The following is a 16,129-nucleotide window of genomic DNA, read 5'->3' on the forward strand; positions in this document are numbered from 1 at the left end:
TTATGTTAGGAAGTAGTAATGCGATCGCGATCGCAGGCAGAGCTACCGCAGAAGGAACGCGGCGTTACAGGGAACGGCACAACAAAAATTGTGCAGCCGATCACTTCCGAGAAACTGGCTCGCTCGTTGCCAGCTCGATTGGAATTGGCACTTACCTTGGCGAACCAGATGAGTATACTGACACTCTTGTGGCGTCCGCTGTAGTTGAATCGGTTCGGCGGGGTACCAACCTAATTGACTCAGCAATTAACTACCGCTACCAGTACGGAGAGCGGAGTGTCGGAAAGGCTATCCGGCGTCTCCTGGAATCGGGAGAAGCCTCAAGAGATGAACTAATTATCTGTACGAAAGGCGGCGTTGTTCCGCATCCAACTCCCAACCATGTAGAGTGGTTTTATCAGCAGTACGTTGAGCCAAACAACTCTACTGTCAGCATGGCAGATTTGGCTGCGGAGCGTTACTGCATCCACCCAGAATACATTCAAGATCAGCTTAATTGGAGCCTCGCCAACCTCGGCATTGAGACAATCGATGTCTACTACCTTCACAATCCAGAAAAGCTACTTTCTCAAGTTGAACCCGATACTTTTTATAATCGGTTGCGAGAGGTTTTTGAGGTACTTGAAGGTGCGGTTTTAGCTGGAAAAATTGCTAATTACGGTGTGGCAACTTGGAATGCTTTTCGCGTACCTCCAACTGAAAGGAACCACATCGATCTGGCGCGCGCGAAGTCCATTGCTCGGGAAGTAGCTGGGAACAGAGAAGATCGGTTTCGGTTTATCCAGCTTCCTTTGAATATGGGGATGCCGGAAGCGGTGCTAACCCCAACTCAAACAATCAAAGGAGAACAAGTCTCAGTATTGGAAGCTGCCGATCGCTTAGGCATTTCCGCGATCGCCAGTAGGTCGATCTGTGAAGCGCAGGTTATCGGTCAGATCCCAGAAAAGATTGCTTCGGCCTTTGGCGATCGCTTGCGGACAGACTGCCAGCGGGCGCTCCAATATACCCGCAGCGCCCCTGGCCTCTTGAGTGCCCTTGTAGGGATGAAAGCGCCAAAACATATAGAAGAGAACCTAGCCCTTGCTGCTGTCCCGCGGCTTGGGAGAGCAAGCTTTCAGGAACTTACTGATTCAATTGTTCAAGTGTTAAACGGAAATTGAAGTTCGCCTTGCCGGAGAACGGCTGAACTTAAAATCTTAAATGGCGTTACCGAACCTTACCCCTCTTCTGTCACTCTCCGAGTATTAAAATAAAAGTGTGAAAAGATAAAAACGCTACAAATGAGGCAGAGCAATGGATGTAGGGTTACAAGTTCTCAAACATTTGGCGAGAGACGCATAATCAACAACGAGAGTGATAGAGGACTATTGTGTACAGTATAAAGACATATTTAAAGAAGTAAGAAATTATGAAGGTTGTAAGTATTTACATTTAGGAATAATTGCACCCCTCGCAAGAAAACCCTTACTCTCAATAGGTAAAGTAGTAGCAATAAAATCTGCACATTGGTTGCATCATTTTATTACCAAATCACCTGGGTCGGTAATTGAAATGAAGCCAAAAAGATTAATAAAAATTCTCAAATAATTAAAGGGCAAGAAAATTACCCTAGTAATTAATGAAACAGGAGATAAATAAAAAAAAGGGGGGAAAACTGACTATGTAGCTACACAATATCTGGGAAGTGTAGGAAAAGTAGATAATGGAATAGTTTCAGTTAATGTTTATGGTTCTTCCGTACTTAGTGTGCTAAAATTGGATATTATTGTAACATTTTAGCCCATTAAGTACGGAAGAACCCTGATTACTGACTAATTCAATTATTGATAAATTCACTTTCACAGATAATCGAGTCTCGGTTCTCCAAATCTTCTTGATTCCAGACCGCGTTTAATGCTGCGGAACTTAAGGAAGTTGACATCGTATTTAAGGTTGTGTTGTAGTATTCGGCACCATTATTAAGTTCTACCTGTGGCGCTTCCTTGAAGTATGAATTAATATCAGGCGTGCACCGCTGGGCCTGGTAGTATAAATAAGCTTCAGCATTAATGCACATTACGTGGTAAAAATCTCGATTTGCTGCGGTAACATCTCCAAGTTTATACAGCGCTAAACCCCGGTTGAGATAAGCTTTAACATAGTTCGGATCGAGTTTTACTGCTTTGTCAAAGTCTTCAATTGCAAGCTGCATTTGTTTTAATTTATAGCGAACACAACCTCTGTTATAATAGGCATAAACATTTTGTGGATCGATGCCAAGTGCAGTGTTGTAATCGGCGATCGCCTGCGTATTGTCTCCTAATTGGTGGTAACAGAGACCTCGATTTATGTAAGCTTTGATATATCTAGGATTCAACCGCAGCGTTTCGTTAAAGTTTTCCGTTGCTGCCTCTTTTTCTCCCAAAAGGTAGTAAGCGCGCCCCCGGTTGTAATAGGTTTTATAATTGTGGGAATTGAGAGATAGAGCTCGATTGTAGTCTTCTATTGCTTCTTCGTAATTTCCTAAATTAGCAAGTACAAGTCCCCGGTTGTTGTAGATAGCGTGGCTGTTAGGCTTATTTGCTAAAGCACAGTTTAGATCATCAATTGCTTTTTCGTGTTCTCCGAGATGACGCCAAGCATTGCCTCGATTCAAGTAAGCCTCGAAGAAATTAGGATTGATATCTAGGGCTTGGCTGAGGTCTGCGATCGCTTTTTGGTAGTCTTTCATGTAATAGTAAACCAAGCCGCGATTGTTATAGGCTTTGGCATCGGCGGGATTGACTTGCAGTATCTGATCGAAGTCCTCAAGTGCCGCTTCATAGTTTCCTTTCTTGGCGCTGTGCAAACCGCGCTTGTAAAATTGTTTGAGGTTCATAGGTCAACTTTCAGGATTGCTTGATGCTGGGGGTTGATTCCTGTGCAGTCAGTTTTGAGTTCGACAGCCGTTAATCTGTTGAAAGAGCAGCCACCTGCGGTCAGAGTAACTCTTAAATGATTCCCGGCAATCTACCCTAAACAGGCTTTTTGGTTTATTTTAACAGTAGTTAAATCCTGTTGAAAGGATCTGCACCTCGGCTGGATTTACTTAGTCAGTTCGATTGTTTACCCGACGATCGACTTGATCTCAAAAGTCTAGTTTTACTTGGTGTTCTGTGTCTCTTGATGCGGCGGCGATCGGCTCGATCGGCAAATTAAGTTTGATACCGCTACTCAGTATAAATTGTTGCCAGCAGTCCTACCGAGTAAACTCTATATTTTTTTGACAAACTTCGTCTCAGTATTTGCGGTAGTACGTCTCTACAAACTTTTGTTGCCTAATTACCAATTACCGATTGATTTCCTCTTCCACATAAACAGTCAATTTCTCCAAATCTGGAAGTTCGATCAATTCTTGTTCCTTTTCCTTAACCGACACGGGCATCATCACAGGTTGACGCTGCTCGATCCAGCAACTCGCCAGCGGTAAAGTTTGTTCCAAATCTTCCAAAGGCCTCGGAATTACCATCACCGCGTTCAACTCGCCAATTCGCTCAGCTTCGTACATCCCGGCTTCTACGGCTACTGCTACATCTGCTACTGCACCGCGAATAATTGCCGTACACAAACCGGCGCCTATTTTCTCGTAAGCTGCCAAGTGTACGTCTGCGGATTTGAGCATAGCGTCGCAAGCGCCGACCATTGCCGGAAATCCCCGGGTTTCGAGCAAACCGATCGCCTGATTGCTAAGCCGAGAATAACTGCCTTTTTCCGACAGTTGAGTCAGGCGAAAGCCGATCGGCAAAACCACTTCCAAATTAGCCAAAGGTCTAGCAATCACCAACTTAGAAACAAACTGCCCGAACTGTTCGGCAGTTTGAGCTCCAGCTTCCACAGCCAAACGCACATCCGAAATTCTGCCCCGGACGATCGCGGTACAGTGACCGGAACCAATTTTTTCGTATCCTACTAAAATCACTCCTGCCGACTTCAGCATCATGTCAGCAGTCCCCACAATTGCCGGAAAACTCTTGGTGGATACCAAACCCAAAGCAGTGTCTTTGAAGTATTCCTGGCGCTGCGATCGCTCTTCGTGACTGTTACGATCTGTTTGTCCGTCCATCTTCTATTACCCTTAGAAACTTCCCAAAATAAAAATTTGTTGATAGTTTATAGTTTCTCAGATGAGAAGACAGACTGCACGAGCTACAATACACTGATTGCTGCTGCAAGGCCTGACAAATTGCTGAGCTACCAATAATATGAGATTACCTATTTATATTTGATCTTTCTGCCTTCAGCATAGCTGCCTTTTGCCGAAATGACGGCTACCCGGAACCGCCCGATAGAGTTTGGCCGTTTTCCTCCGATCGATTAAAAGCTTGCCGGTGTGGAAACAGCGTCCCCAGCAGTCGATTGATGTGAGCTTGGCCGTACAGAATAGTTGGCGTTTCCCCTGGTTGGGGCGGCTCTGCGGCGGTGGATTCCGGCGGCTCTGGGGCAGTCTCCGGCGCAGTTTGAGGCGGTGTTTGGGCGGGTTGTGGCGGCTCGATCTGCTCGATCGGTCGATCGACTGGTGGCGTAGGGGCTTCGGGGGTTTCTGGTGATGTTGGCGCTGCTGTTGGCGCTGTTGCGGTTGCTTCTGCGGCGGCTTGGCGGCTGGTATCTCCGATTAGAGAACCTGCTGCCATAATTTGCATTTTGTCGATACAAGGATTGATTAGGGTCGTCCCGGCGCCAATACAGGCATTTTCCCCGATCGTTCCCGCACCTACCACCAGAACTCCTGCACCTAGAATAGCGCCCGCCGCGATTTCCAGAGTACCTTCACGGGCGTGAAGGATAACTCCCATACCGATACAGGCACCGGCGGCGATCGAGATCCGGCTGCCCGGAGCTGCTTGCAGGATTGCTCCAGGGGCGATCGCCGCACCCTCATTCACAACTACATCGCCACTCATCAAAATCTGAGAGTTGCTACTTAATTGCAGTGGCGATAAATACATTCGACTTCACCATGAAAGGAGCTATTTTTTTCGATAAAAGGACTTTAAATTATGGGTTTTCTCGACTGATAAATTTAACCATGTCAATCTAAGAAACGATAATTTACTAATACTGAGAAGCTTGATGCTTTAACGTTTTATAGAAACTTTCAGAAGATTCTAAATTTTGACCAACATTTCTCAATCGAGCTTTTTAACTATCTCAAATCCAACTTCAATCCGCTGGGGTTTCTCCCGTTGGCCCCTGTGCGAGGGCTTAACGGGAGAAACAGGCTAATTACCAGGCAAATTAAGGTCGTTGGATAATTTCTTCGAGTACCCGGCGCTTCGCCTTGGAGTCGATGCCAAGCAAGCGGACGTACTCGCCGCTGTGTTCTTTGAGACAGCTTTCGAGAGCCGAAATCACTTCGGATTCGCGGTTGGATGCGATCGGCGCGCAACTGTTCCAAGAACCGGTGCGGAAACGGCGCGCGTCGGCGTGTTCCGTGCCAATTTTGTAGCCTTGGGAAAGCAGGTTGCGGATTTGGTCGATCGTCTTGCCGGTCAAACTTCCGCTGCTCGCGGCACCAGTCGAAGCTGCTTTGTATCCCGATGTTGCTGCCGACTTAGATGTTGCGGCCGGCTGAGCCGATTGACCAACCGGGCCGTCGGGACGCTGAATAATTTCTTCAACTATGCGTCGCTTAGCTTTCGGGTCAATCCCGATCAAGCGCACGTATTCGCCCGGGTACTCGTTCATCACAGCTTCCAAAGCGGCGATCGCCTCAGATTCGTTTCTCACTTGCAGCGAAGCCCCGCTTTGCCAAGAACCTGTGCGGAAGCGGCGCGCGTCGGCGTGTTCCGTACCCACTTTGTAGCCTTGAGCTAGCAAGCTGCGAACCTGAGCCACTGTTTCGGCACTCAATTTCCCGCTTGACACGGAACCGGCATTGTGGTGTCCGGCTTGTGCAACTTTACCGTTAGATTGGTAAGTTTTTGCACCGTTAGAACCGTTAGAGCCATTGTCTCCCGGTCTTTGGACGATTTCTTCTAGTACGCGGCGCTTGGCTTTGGTGTCAATCCCGATCAAGCGGACGTATTCTCCTTGGTGTTCAGCCATGCAAGCTGACAAAGCCGCGATTACTTCAGAGTCGCGGGTTGAGGAAATCGGGCCGCAAGTGCGCCAAGAACCGGTACGGAAGCGGCGCGCGTCGGCGTGTTCAGCTCCCACGCTGTATCCTTGGGCTAGTAAATTGCGGATGCTATCGGCAAGAGTTGGACTCAATTGGGTGCCGGCATTGGTAGAATATTTGGTTTGAGTCATATTTGGGTCTGTACTTTTCTCGTTGCGAATTGGTGCTAGACAGGCGATGTTCTCAGCGCAGCGATAACCCGTTCTCAGAGCGTCATTGATGCCGATGACATGGGTCGCAAATTGAACGTCAGAATCTTGAACGTCAGGCAAGCGATCGGCTTGCTTCTGATTAGTGATGATGGCTCCCGAAGGCACGTACTTACCGGCGGGAATCTCCACATCTTTAATTAGTACGTGCATCATGACAATGCAGCCTTTGCCCACTCTGGCATTGAACACCGTAGAGCGAAAGCCGATAAAGCTATCCTCGCCCACGTAGGCAGGGCCGTGAATTAAACTCATGTGGGTGAGGGAAGTATTTTTCCCCACCCACACAGAATAGGACTTGCCGTCGTCTCCTGTGACTCGGCCTTGTTCTAGGCCGTGAATCACTACTCCGTCTTGAATGTTGCTTCCTTGTCCGATATAAAAAGGAGTGCCTTCATCGGCGCGGATAGATGTCCCCGGGGCAATCATCACATTAGAACCGATATGCACATCCCCAATAATGTTAGAAAAGGAATGTACGAATGCGGTATCGTGAATTTTGGGCTCAGCCAAGTTTTTCGACCAAGGCGTCGGGGGAGCCGCAACGTTGCGGACTGCCATAAATTAAGTTCTCCTAAACTGAAAAATCTTTTTGTTAGTTGTTAGTTGTTAGTTGTTAGTTGTTAGTTGTTAGTTGTTAGTTATTTTTCCACTAACTGCTAACTGCTAACGGTTGCAACTAGCCGTATGGGTCGTCTTTTTTACTGTAAATGAGGCGATTTTCTACATTGACAGTATCTATAATGCCTACTACCAGAGCATCGATCGGACGGTTTTCGCTTCCGGGTGCAATCCGGGCTGCGCTGCCTCGGGTTACTAAAACCCATTCATCGATACCAGCACCCACACAGTCAGCGGCTACCTCATAGCCGGGAACTGGCGAACCTTCCTCATCGATGAATTGCAGCAGTAGAAATTTCGATCCTCTCAGCGTCGGCTCTTTTTGGGTACTGACAACTGTGCCGAGAACTTTGGCCATTTGCATTTTAGGTAATAGGTAATAGGTAATTGGTAACTGTCATTTTTACAGTGTCACTTGTCTTTTTTTAATTAGCTCTTTCCTCAGTCCGCTGTCCGCTTTTTAGAGCTTCGTCTAGTAACTAATGACTAATGACTCCTGACTCATGACTAATAACCAATATCCCATACCCACCTCAATTAAAAATTAAAAATGCTAAATCAAAAACAGCGCGATTTTTAATTTTTAATTTTTAATTACCAAACGCCCCTAACAGCCGATCGCCTGTCTTAAGATCTGTTGAGGGGGCGAATGCCGCTCACGCCTTCGCGGAACTGTTCTACAGCTTCGGTGTAGCGAATGGGCAACACGTACTCTAAGTTTTCGTGAGGGCGGGCGATAATGTGGGTGGACATCACTTGTCCGCCGTTAACGCGCTTCACTGACTCTACTCCGGCTGCGACAGAAGCTTGCACTTCCGAGACATCTCCTCTTACAATTACCGTAACCCGAGCGCTACCGATTTTTTCGTAGCCTACCAAGGTGACGCGGGCTGCTTTGACCATCGCGTCAGCGGCTTCTACCACTGCGGGAAAGCCTAAGGTTTCGATCATGCCAACTGCAATTGCCATTGGTTTTACTCCTGATTGAATATTGGGGGAACTAAACTGTTAATTTTTGACAATCGCACAAATTTTCGTTTAAGGAATTTTTTGTGCGCTAAGAACTTAGTAGCCTCGGAACTGTTCTACTGCTTCTGTATATCGAATCGGCAGAACGTATTCTAGGTTTTCGTGGGGGCGAGCGATAATGTGGGTAGAGACGACTTCTCCGCCGTTCACGCGCTTGACGGATTCCACTCCTGCGGCGACTGAGGCTTGGACTTCCGACACGTTGCCGCGCACAATTACTGTGACGCGGGCGCTGCCGATTTTTTCATAGCCCACGAGGGTAACGCGGGCAGCTTTGACCATAGCATCGGCAGCTTCCACAACAGCGGGAAAACCTTTTGTCTCAATCATTCCCACGGCAATTGACATTTTTGAATCTCCTTTGAGGATGAGCGAAATTACCGTTACAAATCTTTGAGAAATCTAAAAATTTGGACGGGGAGGCCCACATTTTTTAGTAATGCAGTGTAAAGCTTCCTATCCTATAAGAATAGGGGAAGCTGTCCACCTTGACAATATAAACTAACATCATAATGTTTAATAACAAAAATTAAAATTTTTTATGTTACTTAAAATATTTTAATATTTATTTAATAATCTTAATATAGAGAGGGGTGGATGCCGACGGCGAGGAGGATTAAAGTAAGTAATAATACTCATATAAAGTAGAGTTCGGTATGTGAAGCCGGAGCGGAGCACTGCCGGGAAACTTGGGGATTCCCAAAGGGGGATCGCGGGGAAATCGGCAAAAAAGCAGTCTTGGCCGATCGGCAGGCATTTTTTTCTTTGAGTGCCTCGTCTGCTCAGCTACTAATTTTGTCTTGAGAGAATTATCAGTTTTGATGCTTTAATGTATAGTTAATCTGGAGTGCAAATTATTTTGCCACAACTATACGATCGGGTTTAGTCAAAGTTTTAGGGTCTCGCGCGATCGCCTGCGACTGTTTTTGTATAAAGGCAGCCAGTAATTTGAAGTTTAAGGGATAAATTAAATGACTCAATTTCTCCTCCAAGCCTGTTGGTGGGTACCTTTATATGGCTTGATAGGCGCAATTTTAACTTTGCCGTGGTCTACCGGCACCGTTCGCAGAACTGGCCCGAGACCTGCAGCTTACTTCAATTTGCTGATGACGGTGTTGGCTTTCCTGCACGGGTCAGTTATTTTTACAGCGACTTGGGATCAACCGCCCCAACAGTTGCTCGTGCACTGGGTGCAAGCAGCCGATTTAGATTTGTCTTTTGCAATAGAAATCTCCACAGTCAGCGTCGGAGCAATGGAGTTAGTTAGTGTTCTGAGTTTGCTAGCACAAATTTACGCTCTCGGCTACATGGAAAAAGACTGGGCGCTAGCTCGATTTTTTGGGCTGATGGGTTTTTTTGAAGCAGCAATTAGCGGCATTGCCATTAGCGACTCGCTGCTTCTAACTTACGCTTTGTTGGAAGTGCTGACGCTTTCAACTTACTTGTTAGTCGGGTTTTGGTACGCTCAACCGCTGGTAGTAACAGCCGCTAGAGATGCGTTTTTAACCAAGCGTGTAGGAGACGTGCCACTGCTGATGGGAGTAGTGACGCTTTCAACTTTAGCGGGAAGTTTGAATTTTTCCGATTTGGAAACATGGGCTGAAACTGCAACTTTGTCTCCTGTAGTCGCGACTCTTTTAGGTTTGGCTTTAATCTCCGCACCTACGGCAAAGTGCGCTCAATTTCCCTTCCATTTGTGGCTTGACGAGGCGATGGAAGGGCCCAACCCGGCTTCGATTATGAGGAATACCGTAGTTGTGGGCGCTGGGGCTTATGTTTTGATTAAACTTCAGCCTGTTTTAGCGCTTTCCCCGGTCGCAGATGCTGTGCTGGTGGTTTTGGGTGCGGTGACGGCTGTTGGCGCTTCCTTGGTGGCGATCGCCCAAATCGACATCAAAAGAGCACTATCGCATTCTACCAGCGCTTCTATGGGTTTGGTGTTTATCGCCGTGGGGCTAAATCAAGTTGACATTGCTTTGCTGTTGCTGTTCGCCCACTCGATCGCCAAGGGCCTATTATTCATGAGCGTAGGGTCAATTATTACCACAACTAACACTCAAGATTTAACAGAAATGGGTGGGTTGTGGTCGAAGATGCCTGCCACGACTACGGCTTATTTAGTAGGCGCTGCGGGGATGGTAGCGCTGTTGCCTCTGGGCAACTTTTGGGCGATGCGGCGCTGGCTCAACGGTTTTTGGACGGTGCCTTTGTGGTTGGTAATTGTGCTGCTTTTAGTTAACGGTTTGACAGCGCTAAATTTAACTCGCATATTCGGTTTAGTGTTTGTGGGAAAACCGCAGCCGAAAACTCGCAGAGCTCCGGAAGTCGGTTGGCAGATGGCTTTGCCGATGGTAATTTTGACGGTGATGGGGCTGTTGGTGCCTTGGATGTTGCAGGAGTGGCAACTATTAATTAGTTGGACTGGGCCTTGGGCGGAAACGGGAGATTTTGATGCTTTAAATTTGCTTTTGAAGACGCTGGATACGCCGCTGTTGTTGTTATCTGGGTTGATTGGCGTTGCGGTTGGGGTGGCGATTTATTGGTACGGCGTTTTACCTCGACCGGTACGACTGCCGGTGCCGGCGTTGCAGGATTTGTTTGCTTACGATTTTTATATCGATCGAGTTTACCGCTTGACTGTCGTTTGGGCTGTGGCTTTTATTTCTAAAATCAGCGCTTGGACTGATAAGTATGTGGTGGACGGGGCGGTGAATTTGTTCGGTTTTGCCACAATTTTCAGCGGTGAAGGGTTGAAGTACAGCGGCACCGGTCAGTTGCAGTTTTATGTGTTGACTATTGCGGGGGGGGTTGCTGTGTTGCTGGCGTTGATTATTTGGCAGTTTTAAACCGCAGAGGTTGGCAGATGAATTTATTCTGGATTTGTCTGCTTGGGATCTAGTTTTATTTAATTTTAAACCGCAGATGAGGGCAGATGAACGCAGATGATTTTAGTCTGGGTTTGTCTGCTTTTTTATCTCATTTTACTCAAAATCGATCGGCCACAATTCTGTCACCGCAACTTCCCAACCGGGCAAAAGTTCGGGAATTGAAATCATGTCGCCGTCTCTCAATACCACTGGCTCTGCAGTCGGAATGTAAATTGTTACTGTACGTTTGTCTGGGTCGATTAATATTCCTACTTTTGCTCCGAGTTCGAGAAATGATAAAATTTTTTCTCGCAGGGGTTTGAGGCGATCGGACTGAGATTTGATTTCTACAACTAAGTCGGGAACGAGTTCGGCAAAATACCTTTTACTTTGCTTGAGGCGATCGGCTACCACAAACGAAACGTCCGGTGCTGTAAGATTTGAATTGGGGAGAATAAACCCGCCGCTGGACTCAAACACTCGTCCGAGTTTGCGGGGTTTGACCCAGTTACGCAAAAGACTGCCAAACTCAAGTCCAATTTCGCTCGATACAATGTCTGATGGGCCCCTAACCATAATCTTCCCGTCTACCAGTTCGAGTTGGTAGTCTAGATGTGCTTCCGAGAGTATACCTTGCAGTTCTTCCAAGTCGGCAACGGTGAGGCGGGTGGAAGGAGAACCGGATTTAATTTGCAAATCTTCTCGATCTGTAAGACTTGAGGTCATAGGAGGATTCCAGAGACATTGGAATCTATGTTAACAAGAAAATCAGCCGATCGCTTTTATATGTAGTTGCTTTGCGTTAATGTTAAATATAGCTCTAAATACTGTGTAACAAAGGAAAGTTTTAATTGATGCTCAGTGCTTTAATCTGGATACCAATGTTGGCTGCTGCCCTGATTGGGCTCTGGCCCGGTTCAGTGAGTTCTAAAATAGTTCGGAATGTCGCGATCGCCATTGCGGGTATAACTTTTATTCTTTCGGTAATTTTGGCAGTTCAGTTTGATGCCAGTACCAGTCAGTTGCAGTTTTCGGAATTTATTCCTTGGATAGATGTTTTGGGATTGAATTACAATCTCGGTGTTGATGGTTTGTCTCTGCCTTTGGTAATTTTAAATACTCTGCTGACAGGGGTAGCTATTTACGCTACGGATGAGTCGATCCGCAGACCTCGACTTTATTATTCTTTGATTCTGTTAATTACCGGCGGCGTAACAGGGGCTTTTTTATGTCAAAATTTGCTGCTGTTTTTCCTGTTTTTTGAGGTAGAATTGATTCCGCTTTACCTGTTAATTGCGATTTGGGGAGGCGAGCGCCGGGGTTATGCTGCTACTAAGTTTTTAATCTATACTGCATTTTCGGGAATTGTGCTGCTGGCTGCTTTCTTGGGCACTGGGTGGCTTAGCGGTGCTTCTAGTTTCGATATGGTGGGTGCAGCGGGCGCATCGCATTTGCAAGGAGGATTGCCATTGCCTTTGGTAAGGCAAATTGTTTTGCTGGCAGGGGTGTTGCTGGCTTTTGGAATTAAGATGCCTTTGGTGCCTTTTCATACTTGGCTGCCGGATGCTCACGTAGAAGCTTCGACGCCGGTTTCGGTGCTGCTGGCGGGGGTGCTTTTGAAGCTGGGAACTTATGGGATGCTGCGCTTTGGTTTGGGTTTGTTTCCAGATGCGTGGGCGGTGGCGTCGCCGACTTTGGCGAGTTGGGCGGTGGTGAGTGTGCTTTACGGGGCGAGTTGCGCGATCGCCCAAAAAGATATGAAAAAAATTGTAGCTTACAGTTCGATCGCTCACATGGGCTACATTTTGTTAGCTAGCGCCGCAGCTACTCCCATTAGTATGCTGGGAACAGTTTTGCAAATGGTTAGCCACGGTTTAATTTCGGGGCTGCTATTTTTGAGTGTCGGCGTTGTTTACAAAAAATCTGGCACCCGCAACATCGATGTGCTCAAAGGTTTATTCAATCCAGATCGCGGTTTGCCGATGATTGGCAGTTTAATGATCCTCGGCGTGATGGCAAGTGCCGGCATTCCGGGTTTGGCTGGATTTATTGCTGAATTTTTGATATTTCGGGGCAGTTTGCCAGTGTTTCCGGTGCAAACTTTCCTCTGCATGATCGGCACGGGTTTAACTTCAGTTTACTTTTTAATTATGGTCAACCGCGCCTTTTTCGGCCGCCTTTCGGATTTGGTGGTAAATTTGCCGCAAGTCCGCTGGCGCGATCGCATCCCTTCGCTGATTTTAGCAATAATTATCGCAATCATGGGAGTGCAGCCGGGAGTTTTAGTTGCTTTGAGCGAAAAAACTGCGATCGCAATGGCAGCTAATGTGCCACCGCAAGTTAAAGTGATTGCTCATCACTTAGACTGATAGGATGTCAGGTCGCTCGACCGCAATCCAATTCGTTTGTAGTGAGGAATGCCAGTCATCCTACAAGTGTGAGGACGGCCATACTCACTACAAACAAACGCAGCCTGCATAAACCGTAAAAACTCCGGTTTCTTCGAGAGAGAGTGCTTCTTGGAAGGGAGCTATTTTTATATCACAAAAAAGTAAAGGTTTGTGTTGTTATGTAGCAAACATTACCAAAAATGATATAATAGCAGAGTTATAAACAGTAAAAAAATAGTTTTAAATTCAGGCTAACTCGCGATGAAAAGTACCGTATTAAAACCCTCGGCCCATCCCCTATCCGCATACATTGACCTCTTGGAATCAGGCAAAGCTTTACTGCCTGAATCTACGGAAAATGTGGTTGAAGTTGTCGGCGTGCTGAAAAGTTATGGTATTGTTTTAGATGCCTATTCTCGCAATCTCAATTATATTGCCGAAGAACAGTTTTTAGTGCTTTTTCCGTTTTTTAAATATTTCAACGGAGATGTGACTCTGCCCAAATTAATTCGCTATTTGTGGCACGACAGGATTAATTTTGAGTATGCTGAGTATTGCATGAAAACAATGCTTTGGCACGGCGGCGGGGGTTTGGACAGTTATTTGGATTCCCCGGAATTTAGCAGTTTGGCCGAAAAGGCGATCGCGGCTAAGCTGAAAGGCAATTTTTTCATGCAGGGACTAAACAAAGCATTTCCTGATTTTTTGCCGGAACAAGTGAGGATGCTGGCTTACTACACCGGTCTCGGTCAGTTTTGGCGGGTAATGAGCGATTTGTTTATGGACTTATCTGATTCCTACGATCGAGGGGAAACTAAGTCTATTTCTGATGTAGTTGATTTTGTCAAAGCCGGTTTAGTCGCCGCAGCCAGCCTACCGATTACCTACAGCGTCAAGATTGGCTCTCAAGTCTACGATATCCTGCCAGCGACGGCTAATTTGACATTTTTACCAGATGTAGCCGTGCCTTATGTAGAGGCTGTTTTCTTTCGGGGCACGGCGTTTTTTGGCACAGTTTCATACAATGCTCAAGCTCATCAAATTCCGGGAGAACAAAAAGAATTTGCCTACGGGGCTTTGTTTGCTGACCCTTTACCTATTGGAGGTGCAGGGATTCCGCCAACTCAATTGATGCAAGATATGCGGCATTATTTGCCGGAGTATTTGCAGGAAGTTTATCGCACTAGCTGTCGCGGTGAAGACGATGTGCGGGTGCAAATTTGTCAGAGTTTTCAAAAGTCGATGTTTTGCGTGACGACGGCGACTATTTTGGGTTTAGCACCTCATCCAATGAATACCTCCGATCCAGAGGAAAAAAAGGCTAATCGAGCTTATTTGGAAGGTTGGATGGATCGATTTGGGAATTCTCGCTTGGATTGGGCAAATCAGCCAACTAACCGGGCCTGTCAGTTGTTCCCAGAACGGTAGAAGGGCGACTGGTTTTTAGGGCGCAATGTCTCTCGAAGTTGCAACAATATTACCTGCTTGGGCAATTGCTTTCTTTTGGAGCGCGAAAGCTCATCCTGGCGATCGAAATGATATCACGTCCCGTCAAATAGCTGTTATAAGGCAAGTAGTGAAAACTTCAGTCCTCAAACTTTTATGAGGACTGAAGTCCTGACTACCAAACAATTTTACGGTAGTCATTTTAGCGGACATAATATGACCTGATAAACTGTTTGTTTTCGGGTCATTGTGATTGCTTTTATAAGAGGTATATCCGCTAACGCTTAGACTGGTAATGACAGGATAAAGCACTTCTTATTTCCGAACTATCTAGATTCGGACTAGAAGACTCAGGCCGTGAGAGTCCGTGCCACAAGTTCCCAGCAAACCATAAGTTTCGGCTAAATCTTTGACTAAAGCAGTTTGTTTGGGACTCGGTTTCCAAGGATTTGGATTACCGTAAGCATAGTAAATTTCTACACCGTCAATTCCGAAACTGGCTGCTTCTGGGATTAGTTGATCTGCGGTCGATCGATACCTGCAAGGATGTGCGAGAACTGCTAAACCTCCTGCTTCATGAATAGCTTCAATTACCCTGGCTGCTGAATAACAATAAGTGCCTTCAGTGCTTTTACCTCGTAGGTATGGTTGGAGACTGGGATGTTGCGGATCGAAGGCGTAACCGAGAATGTGTACCTCATTGTTGAGCAAGTCGGCATTAATTTCAGCGCCTGTCCAGAGACTAGGTGCTTCGCTATTTTTGTCGGGATGGTTTAATTTCCAATTATCCAGCCAAATTTGAGCTTTAACGTAGCCTTGGGTGCTGTGGTGGTCGGTAATAGCTAAGCCTTTGAGACCTCCGGCTATGGCTTGTTCCATCAATTTCTCTGGCTGTAATCGCCCGTCGGAGTAGACTGTGTGCATATGAAAGTTATAGGAACCCGGACAGCTATCGGCATCAATTGTCTGAAAGACTTGTTTGAGTGCTGAGATATTCTGGGCTTCTGGTTTGAGACTAGAAGCGGGGGAGGTAGCGAAATTGACAGCCATAAGCGTTATTATAGAAAAAACTAGCTTTGTTTAATATATCTAATAAATTGATATGTTGCACCTCTGGCAAGAGTCGGCTGTAGGATTGAAACACCTAGCGGATTGTTGCGTTCGGCACAAGATATCAATTCACTCGCACATCTTGCACAATTCTTTATCCAGAATTTTATCGTCGGGTGGGGGCGGGTTTATGAGATTATTGATTTTAGGCAATTATATTGGGTAAAACTCGTCTCGGACGGTTTGTTGACAAGGCCACAAGATATCAATTACTCCCACATATTGCATCATTCTTAATAATAGGCAAGATGCCGGTTCTACAAAGAGTAAATTTTATTGTGGGGTGGGTATCCTGCCCGCCCTTGAAAGGTTTGTGGAAAA

The 16,129-nt window shown here is 46.4% G+C and carries 13 protein-coding genes and 1 pseudogene; 5 read left to right on the plus strand and 9 right to left on the minus strand.

Translation table 11 applies throughout. The features are described 5' to 3' along the window. Positions 1 to 2: 2 nt before the first annotated feature. Both QUA62_RS06650 and QUA62_RS06655 read left to right on the plus strand, forming a co-directional pair. The gene (locus QUA62_RS06650; protein WP_333403167.1) at positions 3 to 1,160 is read left to right on the plus strand and encodes an aldo/keto reductase; all 1,158 of its coding nucleotides are present in this window, start codon (positions 3 to 5) and stop codon (positions 1,158 to 1,160) included. Positions 1,161 to 1,353: 193 nt separating this feature from the next. Further along, a pseudogene (locus tag QUA62_RS06655) lies at positions 1,354 to 1,731 on the plus strand (transposase); the annotation flags it as partial. An 85-nt stretch (positions 1,732 to 1,816) separates the two neighbouring features. On the opposite strand, the gene QUA62_RS06660 reads toward QUA62_RS06655, so the two are convergent. The 7 genes from QUA62_RS06660 to QUA62_RS06690 form a co-directional block, all read right to left on the minus strand. Further along, a complete protein-coding gene (locus QUA62_RS06660) occupies positions 1,817 to 2,857 on the minus strand; it encodes a tetratricopeptide repeat protein (protein WP_190658088.1) in 1,041 nt (346 codons plus the stop codon). A 450-nt stretch (positions 2,858 to 3,307) separates the two neighbouring features. Continuing rightward, positions 3,308 to 4,081: a BMC domain-containing protein gene (locus tag QUA62_RS06665; protein ID WP_190658091.1), complete on the minus strand. Its 774-nt coding sequence runs from the start codon at positions 4,079 to 4,081 to the stop codon at positions 3,308 to 3,310. Positions 4,082 to 4,286: 205 nt separating this feature from the next. Beyond that, positions 4,287 to 4,964, minus strand: a complete 678-nt coding sequence (locus QUA62_RS06670; protein WP_333403170.1) for a carbon dioxide concentrating mechanism protein — start codon at positions 4,962 to 4,964, stop codon at positions 4,287 to 4,289. 289 nt (positions 4,965 to 5,253) lie between these two features. Beyond that, complete coding sequence (locus tag QUA62_RS06675; RefSeq protein WP_333403172.1) at positions 5,254 to 6,906, minus strand: ribulose bisphosphate carboxylase small subunit; 1,653 nt, start codon at positions 6,904 to 6,906, stop codon at positions 5,254 to 5,256. Between the two features lie 118 nt (positions 6,907 to 7,024). Then, complete coding sequence (locus QUA62_RS06680) at positions 7,025 to 7,330, minus strand: EutN/CcmL family microcompartment protein (RefSeq protein ID WP_006635057.1); 306 nt, start codon at positions 7,328 to 7,330, stop codon at positions 7,025 to 7,027. 263 nt (positions 7,331 to 7,593) lie between these two features. Next, complete coding sequence (locus QUA62_RS06685) at positions 7,594 to 7,935, minus strand: carbon dioxide-concentrating mechanism protein CcmK (RefSeq protein WP_006635058.1); 342 nt, start codon at positions 7,933 to 7,935, stop codon at positions 7,594 to 7,596. A gap of 96 nt (positions 7,936 to 8,031) precedes the next feature. Continuing rightward, on the minus strand, positions 8,032 to 8,343 hold the full coding sequence (locus QUA62_RS06690; RefSeq protein ID WP_006635059.1) for a carbon dioxide-concentrating mechanism protein CcmK: 312 nt from the start codon (positions 8,341 to 8,343) through the stop codon (positions 8,032 to 8,034). Positions 8,344 to 8,966: 623 nt separating this feature from the next. Here QUA62_RS06690 and QUA62_RS06695 point away from each other — a divergent pair. Continuing rightward, on the plus strand, positions 8,967 to 10,841 hold the full coding sequence (locus QUA62_RS06695; RefSeq protein ID WP_333403174.1) for an NAD(P)H-quinone oxidoreductase subunit F: 1,875 nt from the start codon (positions 8,967 to 8,969) through the stop codon (positions 10,839 to 10,841). A gap of 135 nt (positions 10,842 to 10,976) precedes the next feature. Here QUA62_RS06695 and QUA62_RS06700 read toward each other — a convergent pair whose 3' ends face one another. Further along, positions 10,977 to 11,588: a Uma2 family endonuclease gene (locus QUA62_RS06700; protein ID WP_333403176.1), complete on the minus strand. Its 612-nt coding sequence runs from the start codon at positions 11,586 to 11,588 to the stop codon at positions 10,977 to 10,979. 128 nt (positions 11,589 to 11,716) lie between these two features. On the opposite strand from QUA62_RS06700, the gene QUA62_RS06705 reads away from it, so the two are divergent. Next, positions 11,717 to 13,231: an NADH-quinone oxidoreductase subunit M gene (locus tag QUA62_RS06705; RefSeq protein ID WP_333403178.1), complete on the plus strand. Its 1,515-nt coding sequence runs from the start codon at positions 11,717 to 11,719 to the stop codon at positions 13,229 to 13,231. 282 nt (positions 13,232 to 13,513) lie between these two features. Further along, complete coding sequence (locus tag QUA62_RS06710) at positions 13,514 to 14,680, plus strand: CO2 hydration protein (RefSeq protein WP_333403180.1); 1,167 nt, start codon at positions 13,514 to 13,516, stop codon at positions 14,678 to 14,680. A 348-nt stretch (positions 14,681 to 15,028) separates the two neighbouring features. On the opposite strand, the gene QUA62_RS06715 is transcribed toward QUA62_RS06710, so the two are convergent. Continuing rightward, positions 15,029 to 15,748 carry a PHP domain-containing protein gene (locus tag QUA62_RS06715; RefSeq protein ID WP_333403182.1) on the minus strand — a complete coding sequence of 240 codons (720 nt, stop codon included), beginning with the start codon at positions 15,746 to 15,748 and terminating at the stop codon, positions 15,029 to 15,031. Between the last annotated feature and the right edge of the window lie 381 nt (positions 15,749 to 16,129).

The organism is Microcoleus sp. MON1_C1 (assembly GCF_036701945.1).
In the GTDB taxonomy this organism is placed as follows: domain Bacteria; phylum Cyanobacteriota; class Cyanobacteriia; order Cyanobacteriales; family Microcoleaceae; genus Microcoleus.